Here is a 17522-nt window from a genome sequence, read left to right as displayed (position 1 = left end):
ACAATGAGCTTGAAACTGTTCGCGCCGAGCTTGCTGGTCCTGGCGCTGAGTGCCTGCGCCGTGGGGCCGGACTACAAGGCTCCGCAAACCGAGGCGGCGAATATCACTACCGCCACCGACGGCGCCGCCGGCCAGAAGAACTTCGACCGGGCCCGTTTCGAAGGTGTCTGGTGGCAGCAGTTCGATGATCCGACCCTCAACGCGTTGGTGACCCGCTCCCTGGAAGGCAACCGTGAGTTGCGCGTCGCCTTCGCCCGTCTGCGGGCGGCCCGGGCCATTCGTGACGACGCCACCAATGATGCGATGCCGACCATCACCAGTCGCGCCAGCAGCAACCTGGGCAAAGGCCAGATTCCGGGGCAGACCACCGATCGGGTCAATACCGAGCGCTACGATCTGGGCTTGGACATGGCCTGGGAAGTGGATCTGTTCGGGCGCATCCAGCGCAACCTGGAAGCCACCGACGCCGATCAGCAGGCGGCCGAAGCCGATCTCTACCAACTGCAGGTGACCATGATTGCCGAGCTGGTGGATGCCTACGGTCAACTGCGCGGCGCCCAACTGCGGGAAAAAATCGCCCTGGCGAATCTCCAGAATCAGCAGGCGTCACGCAAGATCACCGAAAGCCTGCGCGATGCCGGCGTAGGCGATCAGCTGGACGTGGTCCGTGCCGATGCACGCCTGGCCTCGGTAGAAGCCAGCGTGCCGCAGTTGCAGGCCGAACAGGTGCGTCAGCGCAACCGCATCGCCACCCTGCTGGGTGAACGTCCGGACAAATTGAGCGTGGATCTGAGTCCCAAGGACCTGCCGGCCATTGCCAAGGCCTTGCCAATCGGTGATCCGGGACAACTGTTGCAACGTCGACCGGACATTCTCAGCGCCGAACGTCAATTGGCCGCGGCCACAGCACGCATTGGCGTGGCCAAGGCCGACCTGTTTCCACGGGTCAGCCTCAGTGGCTTCCTTGGGTTTACCGCAGGACGTGGTTCGCAGATCGGTTCCTCGGCAGCCAACGCCTGGGCACTGGGCCCGAGCATTACCTGGGCAGCGTTCGATCTGGGCAGCGTGCGGGCTCGCCTGCGCGGTGCCAATGCCGAGGCCGATGGCGCCCTGGCGACTTATGAGCAACAGGTGCTACTGGCCCTGGAAGAATCGGAAAACGCCTTCAGCGATTATGGCAAACGCCAGCAACGCCTGATCTCGTTGATCCGCCAGAGCGAATCCAGCCGTGCCGCTGCCGACCTGGCGGAAATTCGCTACCGCGAAGGCACCGTGGACTTCCTCGTGCTGCTCGACGCCCAGCGCGAACGCCTCGCCGCCGAAGACACCCAGGCCCAGGCCGAAGTCGATCTGTACCGCGGCATCGTCGCGATCTACAAGGCCCTGGGCGGTGGCTGGCAGCCGGAAACCGTCGCCAGCAACTGACCGGCCTTTGCACAGAGCCCCTTTGGTTGACCGCAATCAACCAGATCCTTGCCCCGCCTCCGCCTTGGACGCGGGGCTTTTTATTTCTTAGCCCGGAGCAGGCTCGCTCCCACAAGGGCTTCGCTAGATCCCCGCGAGAGCAACCTGTCCTCCCAGGCCCTGCATAGCTGTCACAAGGTTTGACTCAGCCCCCCACCTGACCGAAGCTTGCGACACTTCAAGTTTCCCGGTTATGGATTACCTGCATGCCTTCGTCTCGCCGCTATCTTCTGTTCAGCCTTGGGATCGTCCTGATGATCGGTCTGGTTGCGTTGTGGCGGCACAGCAGCACCCCTCAAATCCCCGAGGCCGTCAAGCGCGGCTACAGTGAGGCCCTGGCGCAGGCGCGCAACGGGCTCCCGGGCGCGGCGAGAATGCTCTATCAGCAACTCGGGCGTCCGGACCTCTCGCCCAAGCGTCGCGTGTGGCTGCACGCCGAACTGCCCAACTACCCAAGCCCCCAGGCCCTGAAACTGGCGGATGCGGACCTGCACAACGAATCGCCGGATGTACGCCGGGCAGCCATCGGCAGCATTGCCGGACTGGTGCCGACGGGGCAGCGCAGCCTGCTGCTCGGGCCGTTGCTCGACGATGACGACTCCGGCGTGCGATTTGCCGCCGTGAACGCCCTGCTGGGCCTGTCGCCGGATGACCTTGGCTTGTACTTCGGGGCCATGCAATTGGCCATCGACACCTGGGAACAGCAGCTTGAAGACGGCCCGCAAACCACCGAGTCCCTCTATCAACTCGCCCGCCTGTACCTGCACAACGCCGAGCTAAAAAAAGCTCAGCAAGCACTGGAACAAGCCTTGCGCCTGCAACCCAACAACTTGCCGGCGGTGGTCATGCAGATCGAGGTACTCGACAAACAGGGCCAGGGCGAAGCCGCGCGACAATTACTCGCAAGACAGTTGCAAAGCCAGCCCCAGTCAGCTTACCTGCAACATGCGCTGGGCATGTGGTTGCTGCAGCACGGCCAGAGTGAGTACGCGGTGCTCGGCCTGGCAAAAGCCGTGGAGCTCGAGCCCGACAATCGTCATTACCGTTACGACCTGGCAACCACCCTGCATGCCGAGCAGGAATTGGAAGCCGCGCAGAAGCAGTTGCAGGAAATTGTCCAGCGCTACCCCGCCGACCGTAAGGCGCGGGTGCTGCTGATCAATTACTGGAAGGAAACCGGACAACTGCAGAATGTGCAGATATTGTTGGCGAAACTGGAGCAGCTGAACCCGGACGACCCGGCGTTGCAGCAGGGGTTGTAGAAAGCCCTGGTCGCTCCGAAAGCTGTGCAACTTCACAGGTTTTGTGCCGGGAGTGGAACCGCTATCACCGCCAAGGGTCAAGTATTCAGACACTTCAACCTGCTTTACTTCCTTGGCCATTGAGGGGGCTATTTTTGTCTACATTGAACGAGTTGATCGACGCCAAAGCCGCCACCGGTATCGAAGGGCTGGACAATATCCTCTCCGGTGGCTTGTCCCGCGGCCATGTGTTCCTGTTGGAAGGGGAACCCGGCACCGGCAAGACCACGGTCGCGTTGCATTTCTTGCTGGCCGGCGCCAAAGCCGGCGAGCGCTCGTTGTACATCACGCTCTCGGAAACCGAGCGTGAATTGCGCCAAGGCGCGGCCTCCCACGGGTGGACCCTGGATGACCACATCCACATTTTCGAACTGACGCCGCCTGAAAGCCTGCTCAATGCCGAGCATCAGCAAAGCCTGCTGTACTCATCGGACCTGGAGCTGGGGGAGGCGACGCGACAGATCTTCGAGGTGGTCGAACAGGTCAAGCCTACCCGGGTCGTACTCGACAGCCTGTCGGAGATCCGCCTGCTGGCGCAGAGCTCCCTGCGCTATCGGCGGCAGATCCTGGCGATCAAGCACTACTTCGTGCGCTACGACGCCACCGTCCTGCTGCTCGATGACCTGACTACCGAATCCCTGGACAAGACCGTGCACAGTGTCGCCCACGGGGTGATTCGCCTAGAAGAGCTGACGCCCAATTATGGTGCCGAGCGGCGACGGATCCGGGTGGTCAAGTATCGCGGGCAGAAATACCGTGGCGGCTTCCACGACTTCACCATCATGGGGGACGGTCTTCATGTCTTCCCACGCCTGGTGGCGGCCGAGCACCGCGGGCAATACCTGCGTCTACAACTCTCCAGTGGCATTGCGGAAATGGATGCCCTGCTGGGTGGCGGTATCGAAACCGGTTCAAGCACCTTGATCCTCGGGCCGGCCGGTACCGGGAAGTCGCTGATTTCGATGATCTTCGCCGCAGCGGCCGTGCATCGGGGGGAAAAGGCAGCACTGTTCATTTTCGACGAAGAGCTTGGCCTGCTGCTCGAACGCATGAAAAATATCGGTATCGACCTCCAGGCACTGCAAAAAACCGGCAACCTGCTGATCGAACAGGTGGACGCCGCCGAGCTGTCCCCCGGTGAGTTCTCCCATCGGGTACGCCGTTGCGTCGATGACGGTGATATCAAGACCGTGGTGATCGACAGCATCAACGGCTATCAGGCTGCCATGCCAGAAGAAAACGCGCTGGTGCTGCACATGCATGAGCTGTTGCTGTACCTCAATCGCAAGGGAGCAGCGACCTTCATGACCGTCGCGCAACATGGCCTGGTAGGCGACATGCAGGCACCGGTGGACATTACCTATCTTGCCGACACCGTGATTCTGTTGCGGTATTTCGAGGCTCTGGGCAAGGTCCGCCGAGCGATCTCCATTATCAAGAAACGCACCGGCAGCCACGAATCGACGATCCGCGAGTACCGCATCAGCGGGCAAGGCATGACGATCGGTGAGCCACTTGAAGCCTTCCAGGGTGTCTTGCGTGGGGTACCGACCTATATGGGAGCGGACCAACCGCTGCTCAAGGATGAGCCCCGGTGATTTTGGTGGAGCCCCTGTCGGAGCGGGCATTGATCCTCGCGCCGCTGGGACGGGACAGCCGGATCGCCCTGATGATCCTGAATGAAGCCGGATTCACCGGTCTCATTTGTCGCCATCTAGGGCAACTGTGCGACGAGCTCGAGCATGGCGCCGGCCTCTTGGTCATCTCGTCGGAAGCCCTGGTGGGGCCCGACCTGGAAAAATTGTTCCAGCAGATTGAACAACAACCGGCATGGTCGGACCTGCCCATCGTCTTGCTGACCCATCATGGTGGTCCGGAACAGAACCCGGCGGCACGTATCGGCATGCAACTGGGCAACGTAACGTTCCTGGAGCGCCCTTTCCATCCGGTAACCCTGGTCAGCCTGGTCACCACCGCCTTGCGTGGACGACGAAGGCAATACGAGGCCCGGGAACGCCTGATCGATCTCAGCAACAGTGAGTTGCGCCTGCAGAACACCCTCGAAACTCTTGAACAGCAGGTAGAAGAGCGCACCGCTCAGTTGCGCCACAATGAAGAAGCCTTGCGTCAATCGCAGAAAATGGAAGCCGTCGGCCAACTGACGGGGGGTATTGCCCACGACTTCAACAATATGCTGACCGGGATCATCGGTAGCCTCGAGCTGCTGCGCAGGCGCCTGGCCCGGGGTCGCACCGAAGACCTGGACAGCCTGATCGACCTGGGCGTGACCTCGGCCAACCGCGCCGCCGGCCTGACTCATCGCCTGCTGGCGTTCTCCCGACGCCAGTCGCTGGACTCCAAGGCCGTGCAGATGAACACGCTGGTGCTGTCCATGGGGGAACTGTTGCAGCGCAGCCTCAACGAAAGCATCCGACTGGACGTGCAACTGGACGAGCAACTCTGGATCGCCGAGGCCGATCCCAATCAACTGGAAAGCGCCCTGCTCAACCTCGTCCTCAATGCCCGCGATGCCATGCCGGAAGGCGGAATGCTGGTTGTACGCACCTTCAACAAACATCTGGATGCCGGTTTCACCGATGCGTACAGCAACCTGGAGCCCGGCGACTATGTGGTGCTGAGCGTGCAGGACAGCGGGTGCGGCATGCCCGAATCGGTCATCAATCGCGCATTCGATCCATTCTTCACCACCAAGCCCATCGGCCAGGGCACTGGACTGGGCCTGTCGATGATCTATGGGTTCAGCAAGCAGTCACGTGGTCATGTGGCGATCGACAGTGACGTTGGCAAAGGCACGACGGTCAATCTTTATCTGCCGCGTTTCCTGGGCGAAGAAACACCCGAGTCATTGGTCGACAAGCAGCATGCAGCCCCCGCGCAGGCCGGCGAGACCGTGCTGATCGTCGAAGACGATCCGGCAGTGCGGGTACTGGTCAGCTCGGTACTGGGGGAACTGGGCTATACCTTCCTTGAAGCCAGCGATGCCAACGGTGCGGTGCCGATTCTCCAGTCAGGCCAGCGCATCGATCTGTTGATCAGCGACGTGGGATTGCCCGGCATGAATGGCCGGCAGCTGGCGGAAGTTGGCCGGCAGATCCGTCCGGACCTGCGGGTGCTATTCATCACCGGCTACGCTGAGCACGCCGCAGTACGCGGCGGATTCCTCGACCCGGGTATGCAGATGATCACCAAACCGTTCACGTTTGATCTATTGACGGCCAAGGTCCGGGAGATGATCGGGGCTTGAAGCCCGCACCCTGTGGGAGCGGGCTTGCTCGCGAAAGCGGTATGTCTGTCCCAGTGATGCTGAATGTGCCGCCGTCTTCGCGGGCAAGCCCGCTCCCACAGGTTTTGGCATACACAAAGCTGCATACGCCGCAGGACCCAATGTGGGAGCGAGCCTGCTCGCGAAAGCGGTATGTCTGTCCCAGAGATGCTGAATGTACCGCCGTCTTCGCGGGCAAGCCCGCTCCCACAGGGTTTGCGCCGCAGGACCCAGTGTGGGAGCGGGCTTGCTCGCGAAAGCGGTATGTCTGCCCCAGAGATGCTGAATGTGCCGCCGTCTTCGCGGGCGAGCCCGTTCCCACAGGGATCTGTGGTGGATGCAGGCCTCAGGACAACATCGAGCGCATGATGCTCTGCAATTCGTCCAGGTCGAACGGTTTGTCCAGAATCGGCGCCTTGCGGGTGATGGGACTGTCGGTGTCGCGCACTTCCTGGGCGTAACCACTGATGAAGATCACTTTCAGTTCAGGACGCAGCTTGACCGCCGGTTCGGCGATCTGCACCCCGGAAATAACGCCCGGCAGACGGAAGTCGGTGATCATCATGTCCAGGTGGGGCTTGCTTGCGAGGATTTCGAAGGCCTTGTCACTGCTCTCGGCCTCCAGCACCCGATACCCCACTCCTGACAGGTAGGCGGACAATACCGTCATGATTGACGGGTCATCCTCGACGACCAATACAACATCTTGCGCATCTTCACTCATGAGAAGCCTTCGTTCGATCAATAGCTGCTGATACGACCGTAGGACCATTCAGAGGTTGCGTCAACGCAACGTTTTTTAGAAGGACGGCGTCCTGCAAGGGCAGGCAAACGCGGAACAACGCGCCCTCGTTGATACGACTGTTGACCGAGATAGTCCCTCCATGAGCCGTGACGATCTGCTCGGAAATGAACAGGCCCAACCCCAAGCCGGCGGCGACCGCCTTGGAGGTCACCCGCTCGAACTGCTGGAAGATGCGTTTCTGGTTCTCCTCGCTGATACCGATGCCACGATCCTGAACCTCGATGCAAGCATGCTCGGGCGTCTTGTAGACACGCACATCGATCGGACTCTTGCCCCCATAGCGCAGCGCGTTAGTCAGCAGGTTCGACACCACCTGCTCGATCCGAAACTCATCCCAGAGCCCTTCCACCAATGGTTCGGCGGTGTAGTTCAACGCACATTCGGCGGCCAGAATCTGCGGCTGGAAATTGCGCAGCAGGTTTTCCACCAGGGCCGAGAGGTTGAAGCGGGTCGGGCGGATGGACAACTTGCCAGTGCGAATGCGCGACACGTCCAGCATGTCCTCGATCAGCCGGATCAGGCTCTTGATCTGTCGCTCGTCGCGCTCGACCATCGCCTTTACCTTATCCAGGCTGAACGCGGCGGCGTTGTCCCGGGCCAAGTGCATCTTGCGCAGTTGTGTCTCGAGAATCAGGCCGTTGAGAGGCGTGCGGACCTCGTGGGCGACGATCGACATGAAGTCGTCGCGCATCCGCACCGCCTGCTCGAGTTCGCTGCGGGTGGCCTGCAATTGCTGCAGCAGCACTTCCTGTTCCCGACGACTCTGTTCCAGGGCAACGACCTGTTCCTTCACCGCCCTCTTCTGGCGGTGGAGCTCCACGAACACATTGACCTTGCTCTTGACCGCATGGGTGTCCAGTGGCTTGTGCAGGAAGTCCACCGCCCCGTTTTCATAGCCGGTAAAGGCATAGTTGCGTTCGCGGCCGGCGGCGCTGACAAAGATGATCGGGATGCTACGGGTCTTCTCCGTGCCCCGCATCAGCTCGGCCAGTTCGAAACCGTTCATGTCCGGCATCTGTACGTCGATGATGGCCAGGGCAAAGTCATGTTGCAGCAACAGGGACAATGCCTGGTCAGCCGACTGAGCCTTGTAGACCTTGCGGTCGTCACCCTTGATCAGGGCCTCCAGCGCCAACAGATTCTCCGGCAGATCATCGACGATCAGCAGTTTGGCTTGAATATCTCTTGGCATGTGGTTCATTCCAGCCCAGCCAACAATTGGCCGATGCCTTGCAAAGTGAGGATATGGTCGGGCTCGTGCAGGGCCAGCGCGGCTTCCGGCATGGTCGCAACCTGGGCTTCGGCGGGGTCTTGGACGACGGTGATTCCGCCCAGCTCCTTGACCCTGGCCAAGCCTTTGGCGCCGTCGTCGTTGGCCCCGGTCAGGACGATGGCCAGCAGGTTCGGACCATAGACGTCGGCGGCCGATTCGAATAAGACATCGATGGACGGCCGCGAATGGTGCACCGGTTCCTCCAGGCTCAACGACAGGCTGCGATCGGCCTCGACCGACAAATGGTAGCCTGGCGTGGCGACGTAGAGGGTGCCGGGGCGAATGTCCTGTTTATCCCGAGCCTCTTCCACCGGTATCGCCAGACGGTGATCAAGAACCTGGGCCAACTGGCTGAAGCGCTCGTTGGGCAGATGCAGCACCACCAGGACAGGCAAGCGGAAGCCTTTGCGCAGATGACCGAAGAGTCTGAGCAGTGCCTCCACGCCGCCGGCGGATGCACCGACGGCGATGGCTCCTATTGCGGATCCGGACCTGTCCGTTGTCTGGTTCATAACTTGCGATAGATCCGTTCCTGTTTGACCAACGGCTCGAATTGCTTGCCGAACATCGAGAAGTCCAGTGTTTCCTTGCTGCCCAGTACCAGGAAACCACGGTGACAGAGGGACTCATGGAACAGTCCGAATGCGCGATCTTGCAGCTTTTTATTGAAATATATCAATACATTACGACACGAAATTAATTGTGTTTCTGAAAAAACACTGTCCGTCGCCAGGCTGTGATCGGCAAAGGTCACGTTCTCACAAAGGGTCTTGTCGAACATCGCATAATCGTAGGCGGCGGTGTAGTAATCGGCAAACGAGCGTCGCCCCCCCGCCAACTGATAGTTCTGTGTGTAGGCCCGCACGTTCTCCAGGGCAAAAATGCCCTGCTTAGCCTTCTCCAACGACCTGGGGTTGATATCGGTGGCGTAGATGAGCGTGCGGTCCAACAGGCCCTCTTCCCGCAGCAGGATCGCCATGGAATAGACCTCCTCCCCCGTACTGCAACCGGCGATCCAAATCTTGAGCGACGGATAGGTCTTGAGCAGCGGCACCACTTCCTGGCGAATGGCCAGGAAGTGCGAGGGGTCACGGAACATCTCACTGACGGGAATAGTCAGCAGTTGCAACAGCTGCATGAACACGCCCGGGTCATGCAGCACACGCTCCTGGAGCGCCGAGATGGTCCGGCACTCGAACTGGCTCAGCGCGTGGTGAACCCGGCGCTTGATGGAGGCGCCGGAGTAATCCCTGAAATCGTAGCTGTACTTGAGATAGATCGCGTCGATCAGCAAACGCAGTTCAATGTCGGTGTCTCTTTCCACTAAATTCTTTCCATATTCGGCAACCACACGCGAATCAGCGAAAACAGGCGATCGAGGTCGATCGGTTTGGCCAGGTAGTCGTTGGAGCCGGCCGCGATGCAGCGCTCCTGATCGTCCTTCATGGCCTTGGCCGTCACGGCAATGATGGGCAGCTTGCGCCAGCGCGGATCCTTGCGGATGCGCGCGGTGGCTTCGAAACCGTCCATCTCTGGCATCATCACGTCCATCAGCACCAAGTCGATGTCTTCCACTTCATTGAGGCGCTCGATCGCTTCGTAGCCGTTACGGCCGATGACCACGACCGCCCCCTTTGCCTCCAGGGCGCTGGTCAGGGCAAAGATGTTGCGCACATCGTCGTCCACCAGCAGTATCTTGCGCCCTTCGAACACCTTGTCCCGGCTGCGGGCCGTCTTGAGCATCCGTTGCCTTTCATGGGACAACCGGGATTCGACTTTGTGCAAAAAGAGTGTCACCTCGTCCAGCAGGCGTTCTGGCGAGCGGGCGCCCTTGATAATGATCGAGCGCGAATACTTGCGCAGTTCGGCCTCTTCATCGCGGGTCAGGTTGCGCCCGGTGTAGATGATCACTGGCGGGAACGAACAGATCTCCTCGGTGGACATGCGCTTGAGCAGGTCATTGCCCAACATGTCCGGCAACTTCAGGTCGATGACCATGCAGTCGTAGACATTGTTGCGCAGCAGATCCAGAGCCTGCTGGGCCAGGCCAACGGCGGTGATTTCGATGTCCTCGTCGCCGATCAGGCGAGTGATGCTGTCGCGTTGCAGGTCATCGTCCTCCACCAGCAACACCCGCTTGACCTTCTGGGTCAGCTTGGCTTCCAGGCGGGCGAACACCTCCTTGAGTTCCTCACGGGTGGTCGGCTTGACCGCATAGCCGATGGCGCCCATGTGCATCGCGGCTTCGACGCGGTCTTCGACGGAGATCACGTGTACCGGGATATGCCGGGTCTCGGCCTGCTCCTTGAGTCGCTGCAGTACCGTCAGCCCGGAATGATCAGGCAGGCGCATGTCCAGCAGGATGGCATCGGGGCCCAGTTGCGAGGCCAGGTCAAAGCCTTCATCGGCACCATGGGCCACCAGGCATTGGTAGCCCAACTCATGGGCGAGGTCGAACAGGATCCGGGCGAACTTGGGCTCATCCTCGATCACCAGGATGCAACGGCCGTTGAACGGCGCCTTGTCCCGGTCGTCGGCGAAGCTGGCAATGGGCGGCTCTATCTGGGCAACCAGCGATGCCGCAGGGGACGCCGGCATATCGGTCACGGCGGCCGGCACAGCGGCCGTCGGCGTGAAGGTCCGCGGTACCACCGGGGTCTCCCCAGGCTCGACATAACGCTCAGGCAACACCAGCGTGAACAGACTGCCCTGCCCCGGCGCGCTGGACACGGAGATCGAGCCGCCCAGCAAGGTCGCCAGGTCGCGGGAGATCGACAGCCCCAGGCCGGTACCGCCGTAACGGCGATTAGTGGTGCCATCGGCCTGGCGGAATGCCTCGAAGATGCTTTGCTGCTGGTCGGGGGAAATGCCGATGCCCGAATCCCGCACCATGAAGGCAATGCCTGAACCCGGCTGGCCGGCCACGGACAGGCTCACGGTGCCTTGCTCGGTGAACTTGACCGCATTGGATAACAGGTTCTTGAGTATCTGCTCCAGGCGCTGGCGGTCGGTGTATAGCATCGCTGGCGCGTCGGGCAGCACCTGGACTTCGAAGCCCAGGCCCTTGTCGGCCGCCAGTGGCTTGAACATATCGCGCAAGCCCTCTACCAGGCGCGACACGCCGGTGTTTTCCGGACGAACCTGCAGTTTGCCGGCCTCGACCTTGGAAATGTCGAGAATGTCGTTGATCAGGTTGAGCAGGTCGTTGCCGGCGGAGTAGATCGACTCGGCAAACTTGACTTGCTCCTCGCTCAGGTTGTTCTGCGGATTCTCCGCCAACAGCTTGGACAGGATCAGTGAGCTGTTGAGCGGCGTGCGCAGTTCATGGGACATGTTGGCAAGGAACTCGGACTTGTATTTGCTCGAACGCTGCAACTCTTCAGCGCGTTCCTGCAACTGGAGCTGGGCCAGGTTCAGCTCGTTGTTCTTCTGGTCCATGGCGTCGCGTTGCTCGGCCAGTTGCTCGTTGGTCTGTTCCAGTTCCTGCTGTTGGGCTTCCAGGTGAACCTGGGACTCCTTGAGAATCCGCGACTGCTCCTCGAGTTCTTCGTTGGCGGTCTTGAGCTCTTCCTGCTGTACCTGCAGCTCTTCGTTCAACTGCTGGGTTTCCGCCAGCACTTCCTGCAAGCGCTGCCGGTAACGGGCGGCTTCGATGGAGGTGCCGACGTTACCGGCAATCAGCTCCAGCAGCTCGATATCACGCTCGGTCAAGGGCCGCAGGAAACCCAGTTCGATGACACCGTTGACCCGGTCATCGTCGCTGGTCGGTACCACCACCACGCTATTAGGCAAGCCTTGCCCCAGCCCTGAACTGACTTTCAGGTAATCGTCGGGGACATTGTCCAGACGAATAAGACGCCCCTGCTGTACGGCCTGGCCAACGATGCCTTCGCCCGCAACGATCACCTGATGCTGTTCGTCGTCCTCACGGGAAAGACCATAGGTGGCCACCCGCTTGAGCACGCCGTTTTCCTCCCGCGCATACAGCGCAGCGACGGCGGTGTCGAGGTACTTGGCGCAGAACTGCAGGATGTTGCGCCCCAGCAGGTTCAAGGTCAGTTGCCCCAGCACCTGCTCGGCCAATTGGGTCTGGCCATTGCGCAGCCAAGCCTGTTTTTCCAGGTGCGAGGCACTCTCTTGCTGTATCCGGAGGCTGGCGCCGTAGCTGTTGGACAGGCTCAACAGGTCTCGCCGCCCGACATAGGCCAGCAATCCGCTGACAGCGGCAACGAACAGCAAATAAAAGGTAATGCTCCAGACCGTGGTAGAGCGCACCTCTTCGTTACGCGCTGTACGCAATTGCTGCTCGGTTTCGACGATGTCTTCAAAGGTCTTGCGTATTTCGTCCGTCAGGCGCTTGCCGCGTCCGGCCTTCACCGCTCCCCGATAATCGCCGCTGCTGCGTTGCAGGTCGATCATGCTCTGGGCGTAATTGGCCCACTCCGTCTGGAGCGCTTGTACCTTGTGCAGGCGCTCGGTCTGGATGGGGTTGTCGGCTGTCAATTCCAGCAATGTCTCAAGCGCGACGGCAATACGCGGTTTGGCGATCTCATAGGGGTCGAGGAAGTGCTCGTCCCCACTCAAGAGATAGCCGCGCATACCGGTCTCCAGGTCCACGCTCAGCTTGATGGCTTCGTTGGCATTACTGATCACCCTATCGCTGTGCCCGACCCATTGGATCACTGACAGCAGATAGGTGATCAACACGATGAAAAACACCGCGCTGAGAGCGCCCATGCCCAACGGCAGGCTGATATTGCGGCTCAGGAGCTTGCGAAAACTTTGCTCGTCAACCGAAGACGAAAGTGTCATGGAAAAGGCCTTGGCGAACAGTTGGAAACCACGGAGTTTGCCCGAAAGACACGGACTGGATCCACATTTCTGACAAAGTCAAAGGCACAATTCCCACAACGGTCTGCCCGGTAGCAAGGAAGCGAATATCCTTGTCAGCTCTTGTACTATAGATCCTTTCTTGTACAGGATCGGGAACTTGTGCCGCCTCGCTACTTACTCATGCATGAGTCCTTTTTCGCCCTTCCCGATTTTATCTTTTGAGAATAACCACTATGTCCACTTCCACCCCTGTCACTCCCGTTAATGTCCTGGTAGTCGAGGACGACGACATCGTCCGGATGTTGATCGTCGATGTACTGGAAGAACTGGAATATCAGGTGCTCGAGGCGGACGGTTGCGACCAGGCGCTTGACTTCTTGCGCAACCTGGACCAACGGATCGATCTGATGATGACGGACATAGGCCTGCCGGTGATGGACGGCCGCGAACTGGCCAGGCAAGCCCGCCTGGTGCGGCCTGGGCTACCGGTTCTGTTCGCCAGTGGCTATGCCGAAAGCATCGACGTACCGGAAAGCATGGCGGTGATCGGCAAGCCTTTTTCCATCGATCAGTTGCGCGACAAGGTCAGAAGCATTCTTTCTTGAGCCAAAGCGGATTCTTGGTCACTATCGGCGCGCCCCGCGCACCGACTGCGCCTGATCCATCCAAGGAAATGCCTGCCCATGCCTCATCCCGCCGCCCTCAAGGTCCTGGTCATCGGTTACGTCTGGCCCGAGCCGCGTTCATCGGCGGCGGGTGGGCACATCATGCAGATCCTGGAAGCCTTCCTCGGGCAAGGCTGGGACATCACCTTCAGCAGCCCGGCGAAGCCGGGGGAGAACCGCGCGGACCTGATCGAACTGGGCATCCACGAAGTGCCCATCGAACTCAACAACAGCAGTTTCGATGTGTTCGTCGGTGAGCTGGCACCGGATATCGTCCTGTTCGATCAATTCATGATGGAAGAGCAGTTCGGCTGGCGGGTCGAGACGCAATGCCCCGGCGCCTTGCGTGTGCTGGAAACGTCCGATTTGCAAAGCCTGCGCCACGCCCGGCATCAGCGCCTCAAGAACCGCTTGAAAGCTGACGATAGTTCCCAGGACTTCAGCGATCTTTTCGCGCCAAACCTGCCCGAGGAATTCCAGCGGATGGCCGATACCGATATGGCCAAGCGCGAGATCGCCGCCGTGTACCGCTGCGACCTGAACCTGATGGTGTCCGAGGTGGAGATCGAGCTGTTGGTGGAGCAATTCAAGGTGCCGCGCAACCTCCTGCTCTGGTGCCCGTTGATGGTTGATCTGCCAGCCACGCCACCGGTGCCATTCGAGGACCGGGCGCATTTCTTGAGCATCGGCAACTTCCGCCATGCACCGAACTGGGATGCCGTGCTCTGGATGAAGAACGCCATCTGGCCGCTGATCCGTCAGCAATTGCCGGAGGCACAGCTGCATCTGTACGGCGCCTATACCCCGCCGAAAGCTGCCGCGCTGCACAACCCAGCCCAGGGATTCCATATCATGAACTGGGCCGAGGACGCCCTGCAGGTAATGTCGGCGGCGCGTATCTGTCTGGCACCGCTGCGTTTTGGCGCTGGCATCAAGGGCAAGCTGATCGAGGCGATGCTCTGTGGCACGCCAAGCGTCACCACGCCCATCGGCGCCGAAGCCATGCATGGGCAGATGCCGTGGCCTGGAATTATCAGCCAGAGCGCCGAAGCCATCGCCAACGCCGCCGTGCAGTTGTACAACGACCCGGTCCGCTGGAATCAGGCCCGGGATGCCGGCCTGAAGCTGCTGGCGGAGCGGTACCGCACAGAGATTCATGGCCCGGCGCTGATTGAAAGTATCCAGGCGTGCCGTGCCAACCTGGTGCAACGACGGCGGGACAATTTCACCGGCAGCATGCTGCGCCACCACCAGCACAAGAGCACCCAATACATGTCCCAGTGGATTGAGGAAAAGCACCGCAACAACGCGGCGGTGTAGCTGCCAGCATCACTGATGGCATTTCTCCGGGCGACCATCGGAAGGCTATTCGGGGTGGCACCTGCCCGGCGAAGGGGGCATTATCCAGCGGCGATAACAATAAAAGTGCAGGCCCATGACCCGAACAGCAAGAGTCACCGACCCTTCCTACGAGTTGATGGATGACCATAACGGATTGTCCATCATCTATCGCCAACACGGCTTTCCCTGCCCGCTGGTGCGCTGGCATTTCCATAAGGAATATGAACTGCACCTGATCGTCGCCAGTTCCGGCAAAGTGTTCATTGGCGATTACATCGGCAACTTCTACCCGCAGACGCTGTTTCTCACCGGCCCCAACCTGCCCCATAACTGGATCAGCCAGGTGGCCGAAGACGAAGTGGTGCCCAAGCGCGACATGCTGGTGAATTTCACCGACGAGTTGTTCGAAAGCGGAAATCAGGTCTTTGCCGAACTCAAGACCATCGCGCCGCTGCTCGAACGGGCCCGCTACGGCATCGAGTTCCGCTGCAAGCGAACCATCCGCCAGGCGATGATCCTGATGCAACGCATTGCCGACTCCCAAGGCATGAGCCGCCTGGGGTATTTCTTCATCCTGATGGAATTGCTGGCCACCACGGATGACTATCAGGTGCTCTCCGGCGGCGCCTCTTCGCAGATGACCGATGAGCACAGCATCGACCGTACCAACCGGGCCGTGGACTATATTTTTGCCCATTACGCTCGGGAGCTGCCCCTGGAGGAAGTCGCCGAGCACCTGGGCATGAAACCGACCTACTTCAGCCGTGTGTTCAAACAGGCCACCGGTCGCTGTTTCATCGAATTCGTCAACCGCCTGCGCATCAGCAAATCCTGCGAATTGCTGGCCGACGGCGACAAGCCGGTCACGGATGTCTGTTTCGAGTCGGGCTTCAATAACATCTCGAACTTCAACCGGCGCTTCCAGCAACTCAAGGGCATGACCCCTTCCCATTACCGGCGGCTGGCGGTGCAGCGGTTGACCGAGCAGAACCAGGGCTGAGACTTTGCTCGCCTGTGGCGAGGGGATTTATCCCCTCGCCACAGGTTAATCCTTTCACTCACCATCTTCGCCCAGTGCAAAAAAGTATCAGCACCAGTGCGACGGATGATTTGTCACGACGTCCATTGAAGGCTGTAATCAGCGCACATTCTTCCCTTCATCCGGAAGACAAAAAACAATAACTGTCCTTCCGCCGCCTTCCGGCACGGAAAAGGAGTGCGCGATGAAACCTTCGGTAAAAGCTCTGCTTGTCTCCACCTGCATGACCCTCAGCAGCGTCAGTTTCGGCGCACAGACCCTCACCATTGCCACTGTCAACAACAGCGACATGATCCGCATGCAGAAGCTCTCGAAGACCTTCGAGTCGGAGCATCCGGACATCAAGCTGAACTGGGTGGTGCTCGAAGAAAACGTCCTGCGCCAACGCCTGACCACCGACATCGCCACTCAGGGCGGACAGTTCGATGTGCTGACCATCGGCATGTACGAAGCTGCACTCTGGGGCGCCAAGGGCTGGCTGGAGCCGATGAAGGACCTGCCGGCCTCCTACGACCTGGACGACGTCTTCCCTTCCGTGCGTGACGGCCTGTCGGTCAAGGGCTCGTTGTATGCCCTGCCGTTCTACGCCGAAAGCTCGATCACCTACTACCGCACCGACTTGTTCAAGGACGCCGGGCTGACCATGCCCGAACACCCGACCTGGACCCAGATCGGCGAGTTTGCGGAAAAACTCACCGACAAGAGCAAGGAACAATATGGCCTGTGCCTGCGGGGCAAGGCCGGCTGGGGCGAGAACATGGCGCTAATCACCACCCTGGCCAACGGCTACGGAGCGCGCTGGTTCGATGAGAAGTGGCAAGCGCAGTTCAATAGTCCCGAGTGGAAAGACGCGCTGACCTTCTACGTCGACAACATGAAGAAATCCGGCCCGCCAGGTGCGTCGAGCAACGGCTTCAACGAGAACCTGGCCCTGTTCAACAGCGGCAAATGCGCGATCTGGGTCGATGCCAGCGTTGCCGGCTCGTTCGTGACTGACAAGACCCAGAGCAAGGTGTCCGATCATGTCGGCTTCACCTTCGCTCCCCACGAAAAAACCGATAAGGGCACCTCCTGGCTGTACTCCTGGTCACTGGCAATCCCGACCAGCTCCAAGGCCAAGGAAGCCGCCAAGGTCTTTACCAGTTGGGCGACCTCCAAGGAATACAGCCAACTGGTCGCCAAGACCGATGGCATCGCCAACGTACCGCCAGGCACCCGCACCTCGACCTACAGCGACGAGTACATGAAGGCCGCGCCGTTCGCCAAGGTGACCCTGGAATCGTTGAAAGTCGCCGATCCGAAAGCGCCGACCCTCAAGCCGGTGCCTTATATCGGTATCCAGTTGGTGACCATTCCCGAATTCCAGGCCATCGGCACCCAGGTGGGCAAGTTCTTCTCCGGCGCACTGACCGGTCAGCAGAGCGTGGACCAGGCGCTGACCGCCGCGCAGTCCACCACCGAGCGCGAGATGAAGCGTGCCGGGTATCCCAAGTAACCCGAGCCACCGCTCTGTCTTTT

At 60.2% G+C, this 17522-nt stretch carries 13 protein-coding genes; 8 read left to right on the top strand and 5 right to left on the bottom strand.

Translation table 11 applies throughout. From position 1 onward, the window contains the following. Positions 1-3: 3 nt before the first annotated feature. From FBX99_RS03150 to FBX99_RS03135, 4 genes are all read left to right on the top strand, one after another. Complete coding sequence (locus FBX99_RS03150) at positions 4-1425, top strand: efflux transporter outer membrane subunit (protein ID WP_145130768.1); 1422 nt, start codon at positions 4-6, stop codon at positions 1423-1425. A gap of 245 nt (positions 1426-1670) precedes the next feature. Next, the gene (locus tag FBX99_RS03145) at positions 1671-2726 is read left to right on the top strand and encodes a lipopolysaccharide assembly protein LapB (RefSeq protein WP_144921964.1); all 1056 of its coding nucleotides are present in this window, start codon (positions 1671-1673) and stop codon (positions 2724-2726) included. 134 nt (positions 2727-2860) lie between these two features. Next, entirely contained in the window at positions 2861-4363 is a 1503-nt protein-coding gene (locus FBX99_RS03140; protein ID WP_144921961.1) for an ATPase domain-containing protein, read from the top strand. After that, positions 4360-6030: a response regulator gene (locus FBX99_RS03135; protein ID WP_144921958.1), complete on the top strand. Its 1671-nt coding sequence runs from the start codon at positions 4360-4362 to the stop codon at positions 6028-6030. The genes FBX99_RS03140 and FBX99_RS03135 overlap by 4 nt, the downstream gene beginning before the upstream one ends. Before the next feature lie 364 nt (positions 6031-6394). Here the strand turns inward: FBX99_RS03135 and FBX99_RS03125 are convergent, their stop codons facing one another. Genes FBX99_RS03125 through FBX99_RS03105 form a run of 5 tightly spaced genes read right to left on the bottom strand, consistent with a single transcriptional unit; the run spans position 6395 to position 12938 of the window. Beyond that, entirely contained in the window at positions 6395-6772 is a 378-nt protein-coding gene (locus tag FBX99_RS03125; RefSeq protein WP_144921953.1) for a response regulator, read from the bottom strand. Further along, a complete protein-coding gene (locus tag FBX99_RS03120) occupies positions 6765-8045 on the bottom strand; it encodes a hybrid sensor histidine kinase/response regulator (protein ID WP_145130581.1) in 1281 nt (426 codons plus the stop codon). The genes FBX99_RS03125 and FBX99_RS03120 overlap by 8 nt, the downstream gene beginning before the upstream one ends. Positions 8046-8050: 5 nt before the next feature. Continuing rightward, entirely contained in the window at positions 8051-8638 is a 588-nt protein-coding gene (locus FBX99_RS03115) for a chemotaxis protein CheB (RefSeq protein WP_144921939.1), read from the bottom strand. Further along, positions 8635-9450 (bottom strand): protein-glutamate O-methyltransferase CheR, encoded by an 816-nt coding sequence (locus FBX99_RS03110; RefSeq protein WP_144921933.1) that lies wholly within the window; start codon positions 9448-9450, stop codon positions 8635-8637. Before FBX99_RS03110 ends, FBX99_RS03115 begins: the two co-directional genes overlap by 4 nt. Continuing rightward, positions 9450-12938 carry a response regulator gene (locus FBX99_RS03105; protein ID WP_144921927.1) on the bottom strand — a complete coding sequence of 1163 codons (3489 nt, stop codon included), beginning with the start codon at positions 12936-12938 and terminating at the stop codon, positions 9450-9452. The genes FBX99_RS03110 and FBX99_RS03105 overlap by 1 nt, the downstream gene beginning before the upstream one ends. A gap of 254 nt (positions 12939-13192) precedes the next feature. On the opposite strand from FBX99_RS03105, the gene FBX99_RS03100 reads away from it, so the two are divergent. The 4 genes from FBX99_RS03100 to FBX99_RS03085 all read left to right on the top strand — a co-directional run bounded on the left by FBX99_RS03100 (position 13193) and on the right by FBX99_RS03085 (position 17499). After that, complete coding sequence (locus FBX99_RS03100; protein ID WP_144921920.1) at positions 13193-13564, top strand: response regulator; 372 nt, start codon at positions 13193-13195, stop codon at positions 13562-13564. 78 nt (positions 13565-13642) lie between these two features. Continuing rightward, the gene (locus FBX99_RS03095; RefSeq protein WP_144921915.1) at positions 13643-14944 is read left to right on the top strand and encodes a glycosyltransferase; all 1302 of its coding nucleotides are present in this window, start codon (positions 13643-13645) and stop codon (positions 14942-14944) included. Between the two features lie 115 nt (positions 14945-15059). Further along, positions 15060-15965, top strand: coding sequence for an AraC family transcriptional regulator (locus tag FBX99_RS03090; protein WP_047703227.1), 906 nt, complete (start codon positions 15060-15062; stop codon positions 15963-15965). A gap of 223 nt (positions 15966-16188) precedes the next feature. Continuing rightward, positions 16189-17499 (top strand): sugar ABC transporter substrate-binding protein, encoded by a 1311-nt coding sequence (locus tag FBX99_RS03085; protein ID WP_145130579.1) that lies wholly within the window; start codon positions 16189-16191, stop codon positions 17497-17499. Positions 17500-17522 lie beyond the last annotated feature (23 nt).

The organism is Pseudomonas sp. SJZ074 (assembly GCF_007828215.1).
Classification (GTDB): Bacteria; Pseudomonadota; Gammaproteobacteria; order Pseudomonadales; family Pseudomonadaceae; genus Aquipseudomonas.
Note: the sequence above shows the minus strand (reverse complement) of the source record. Positions and strands in the feature narration are given on the sequence as shown.

What these genes read in the sequence shown, in the direction of transcription:
- FBX99_RS03085 (WP_145130579.1), top strand. Translation starts at nt 16,189, where the DNA reads ATGAAACCTTCGGTAAAAGCTCTGCTTGTCTCCACCTGCATGACCCTC.
- FBX99_RS03145 (WP_144921964.1), top strand. Translation starts at nt 1,671, where the DNA reads ATGCCTTCGTCTCGCCGCTATCTTCTGTTCAGCCTTGGGATCGTCCTG.
- FBX99_RS03090 (WP_047703227.1), top strand. Translation starts at nt 15,060, where the DNA reads ATGACCCGAACAGCAAGAGTCACCGACCCTTCCTACGAGTTGATGGAT.
- FBX99_RS03100 (WP_144921920.1), top strand. Translation starts at nt 13,193, where the DNA reads ATGTCCACTTCCACCCCTGTCACTCCCGTTAATGTCCTGGTAGTCGAG.
- FBX99_RS03105 (WP_144921927.1), bottom strand. Translation starts at nt 12,938, where the DNA reads ATGACACTTTCGTCTTCGGTTGACGAGCAAAGTTTTCGCAAGCTCCTG.
- FBX99_RS03125 (WP_144921953.1), bottom strand. Translation starts at nt 6,772, where the DNA reads ATGAGTGAAGATGCGCAAGATGTTGTATTGGTCGTCGAGGATGACCCG.
- FBX99_RS03150 (WP_145130768.1), top strand. Translation starts at nt 4, where the DNA reads ATGAGCTTGAAACTGTTCGCGCCGAGCTTGCTGGTCCTGGCGCTGAGT.
- FBX99_RS03095 (WP_144921915.1), top strand. Translation starts at nt 13,643, where the DNA reads ATGCCTCATCCCGCCGCCCTCAAGGTCCTGGTCATCGGTTACGTCTGG.
- FBX99_RS03120 (WP_145130581.1), bottom strand. Translation starts at nt 8,045, where the DNA reads ATGCCAAGAGATATTCAAGCCAAACTGCTGATCGTCGATGATCTGCCG.
- FBX99_RS03115 (WP_144921939.1), bottom strand. Translation starts at nt 8,638, where the DNA reads ATGAACCAGACAACGGACAGGTCCGGATCCGCAATAGGAGCCATCGCC.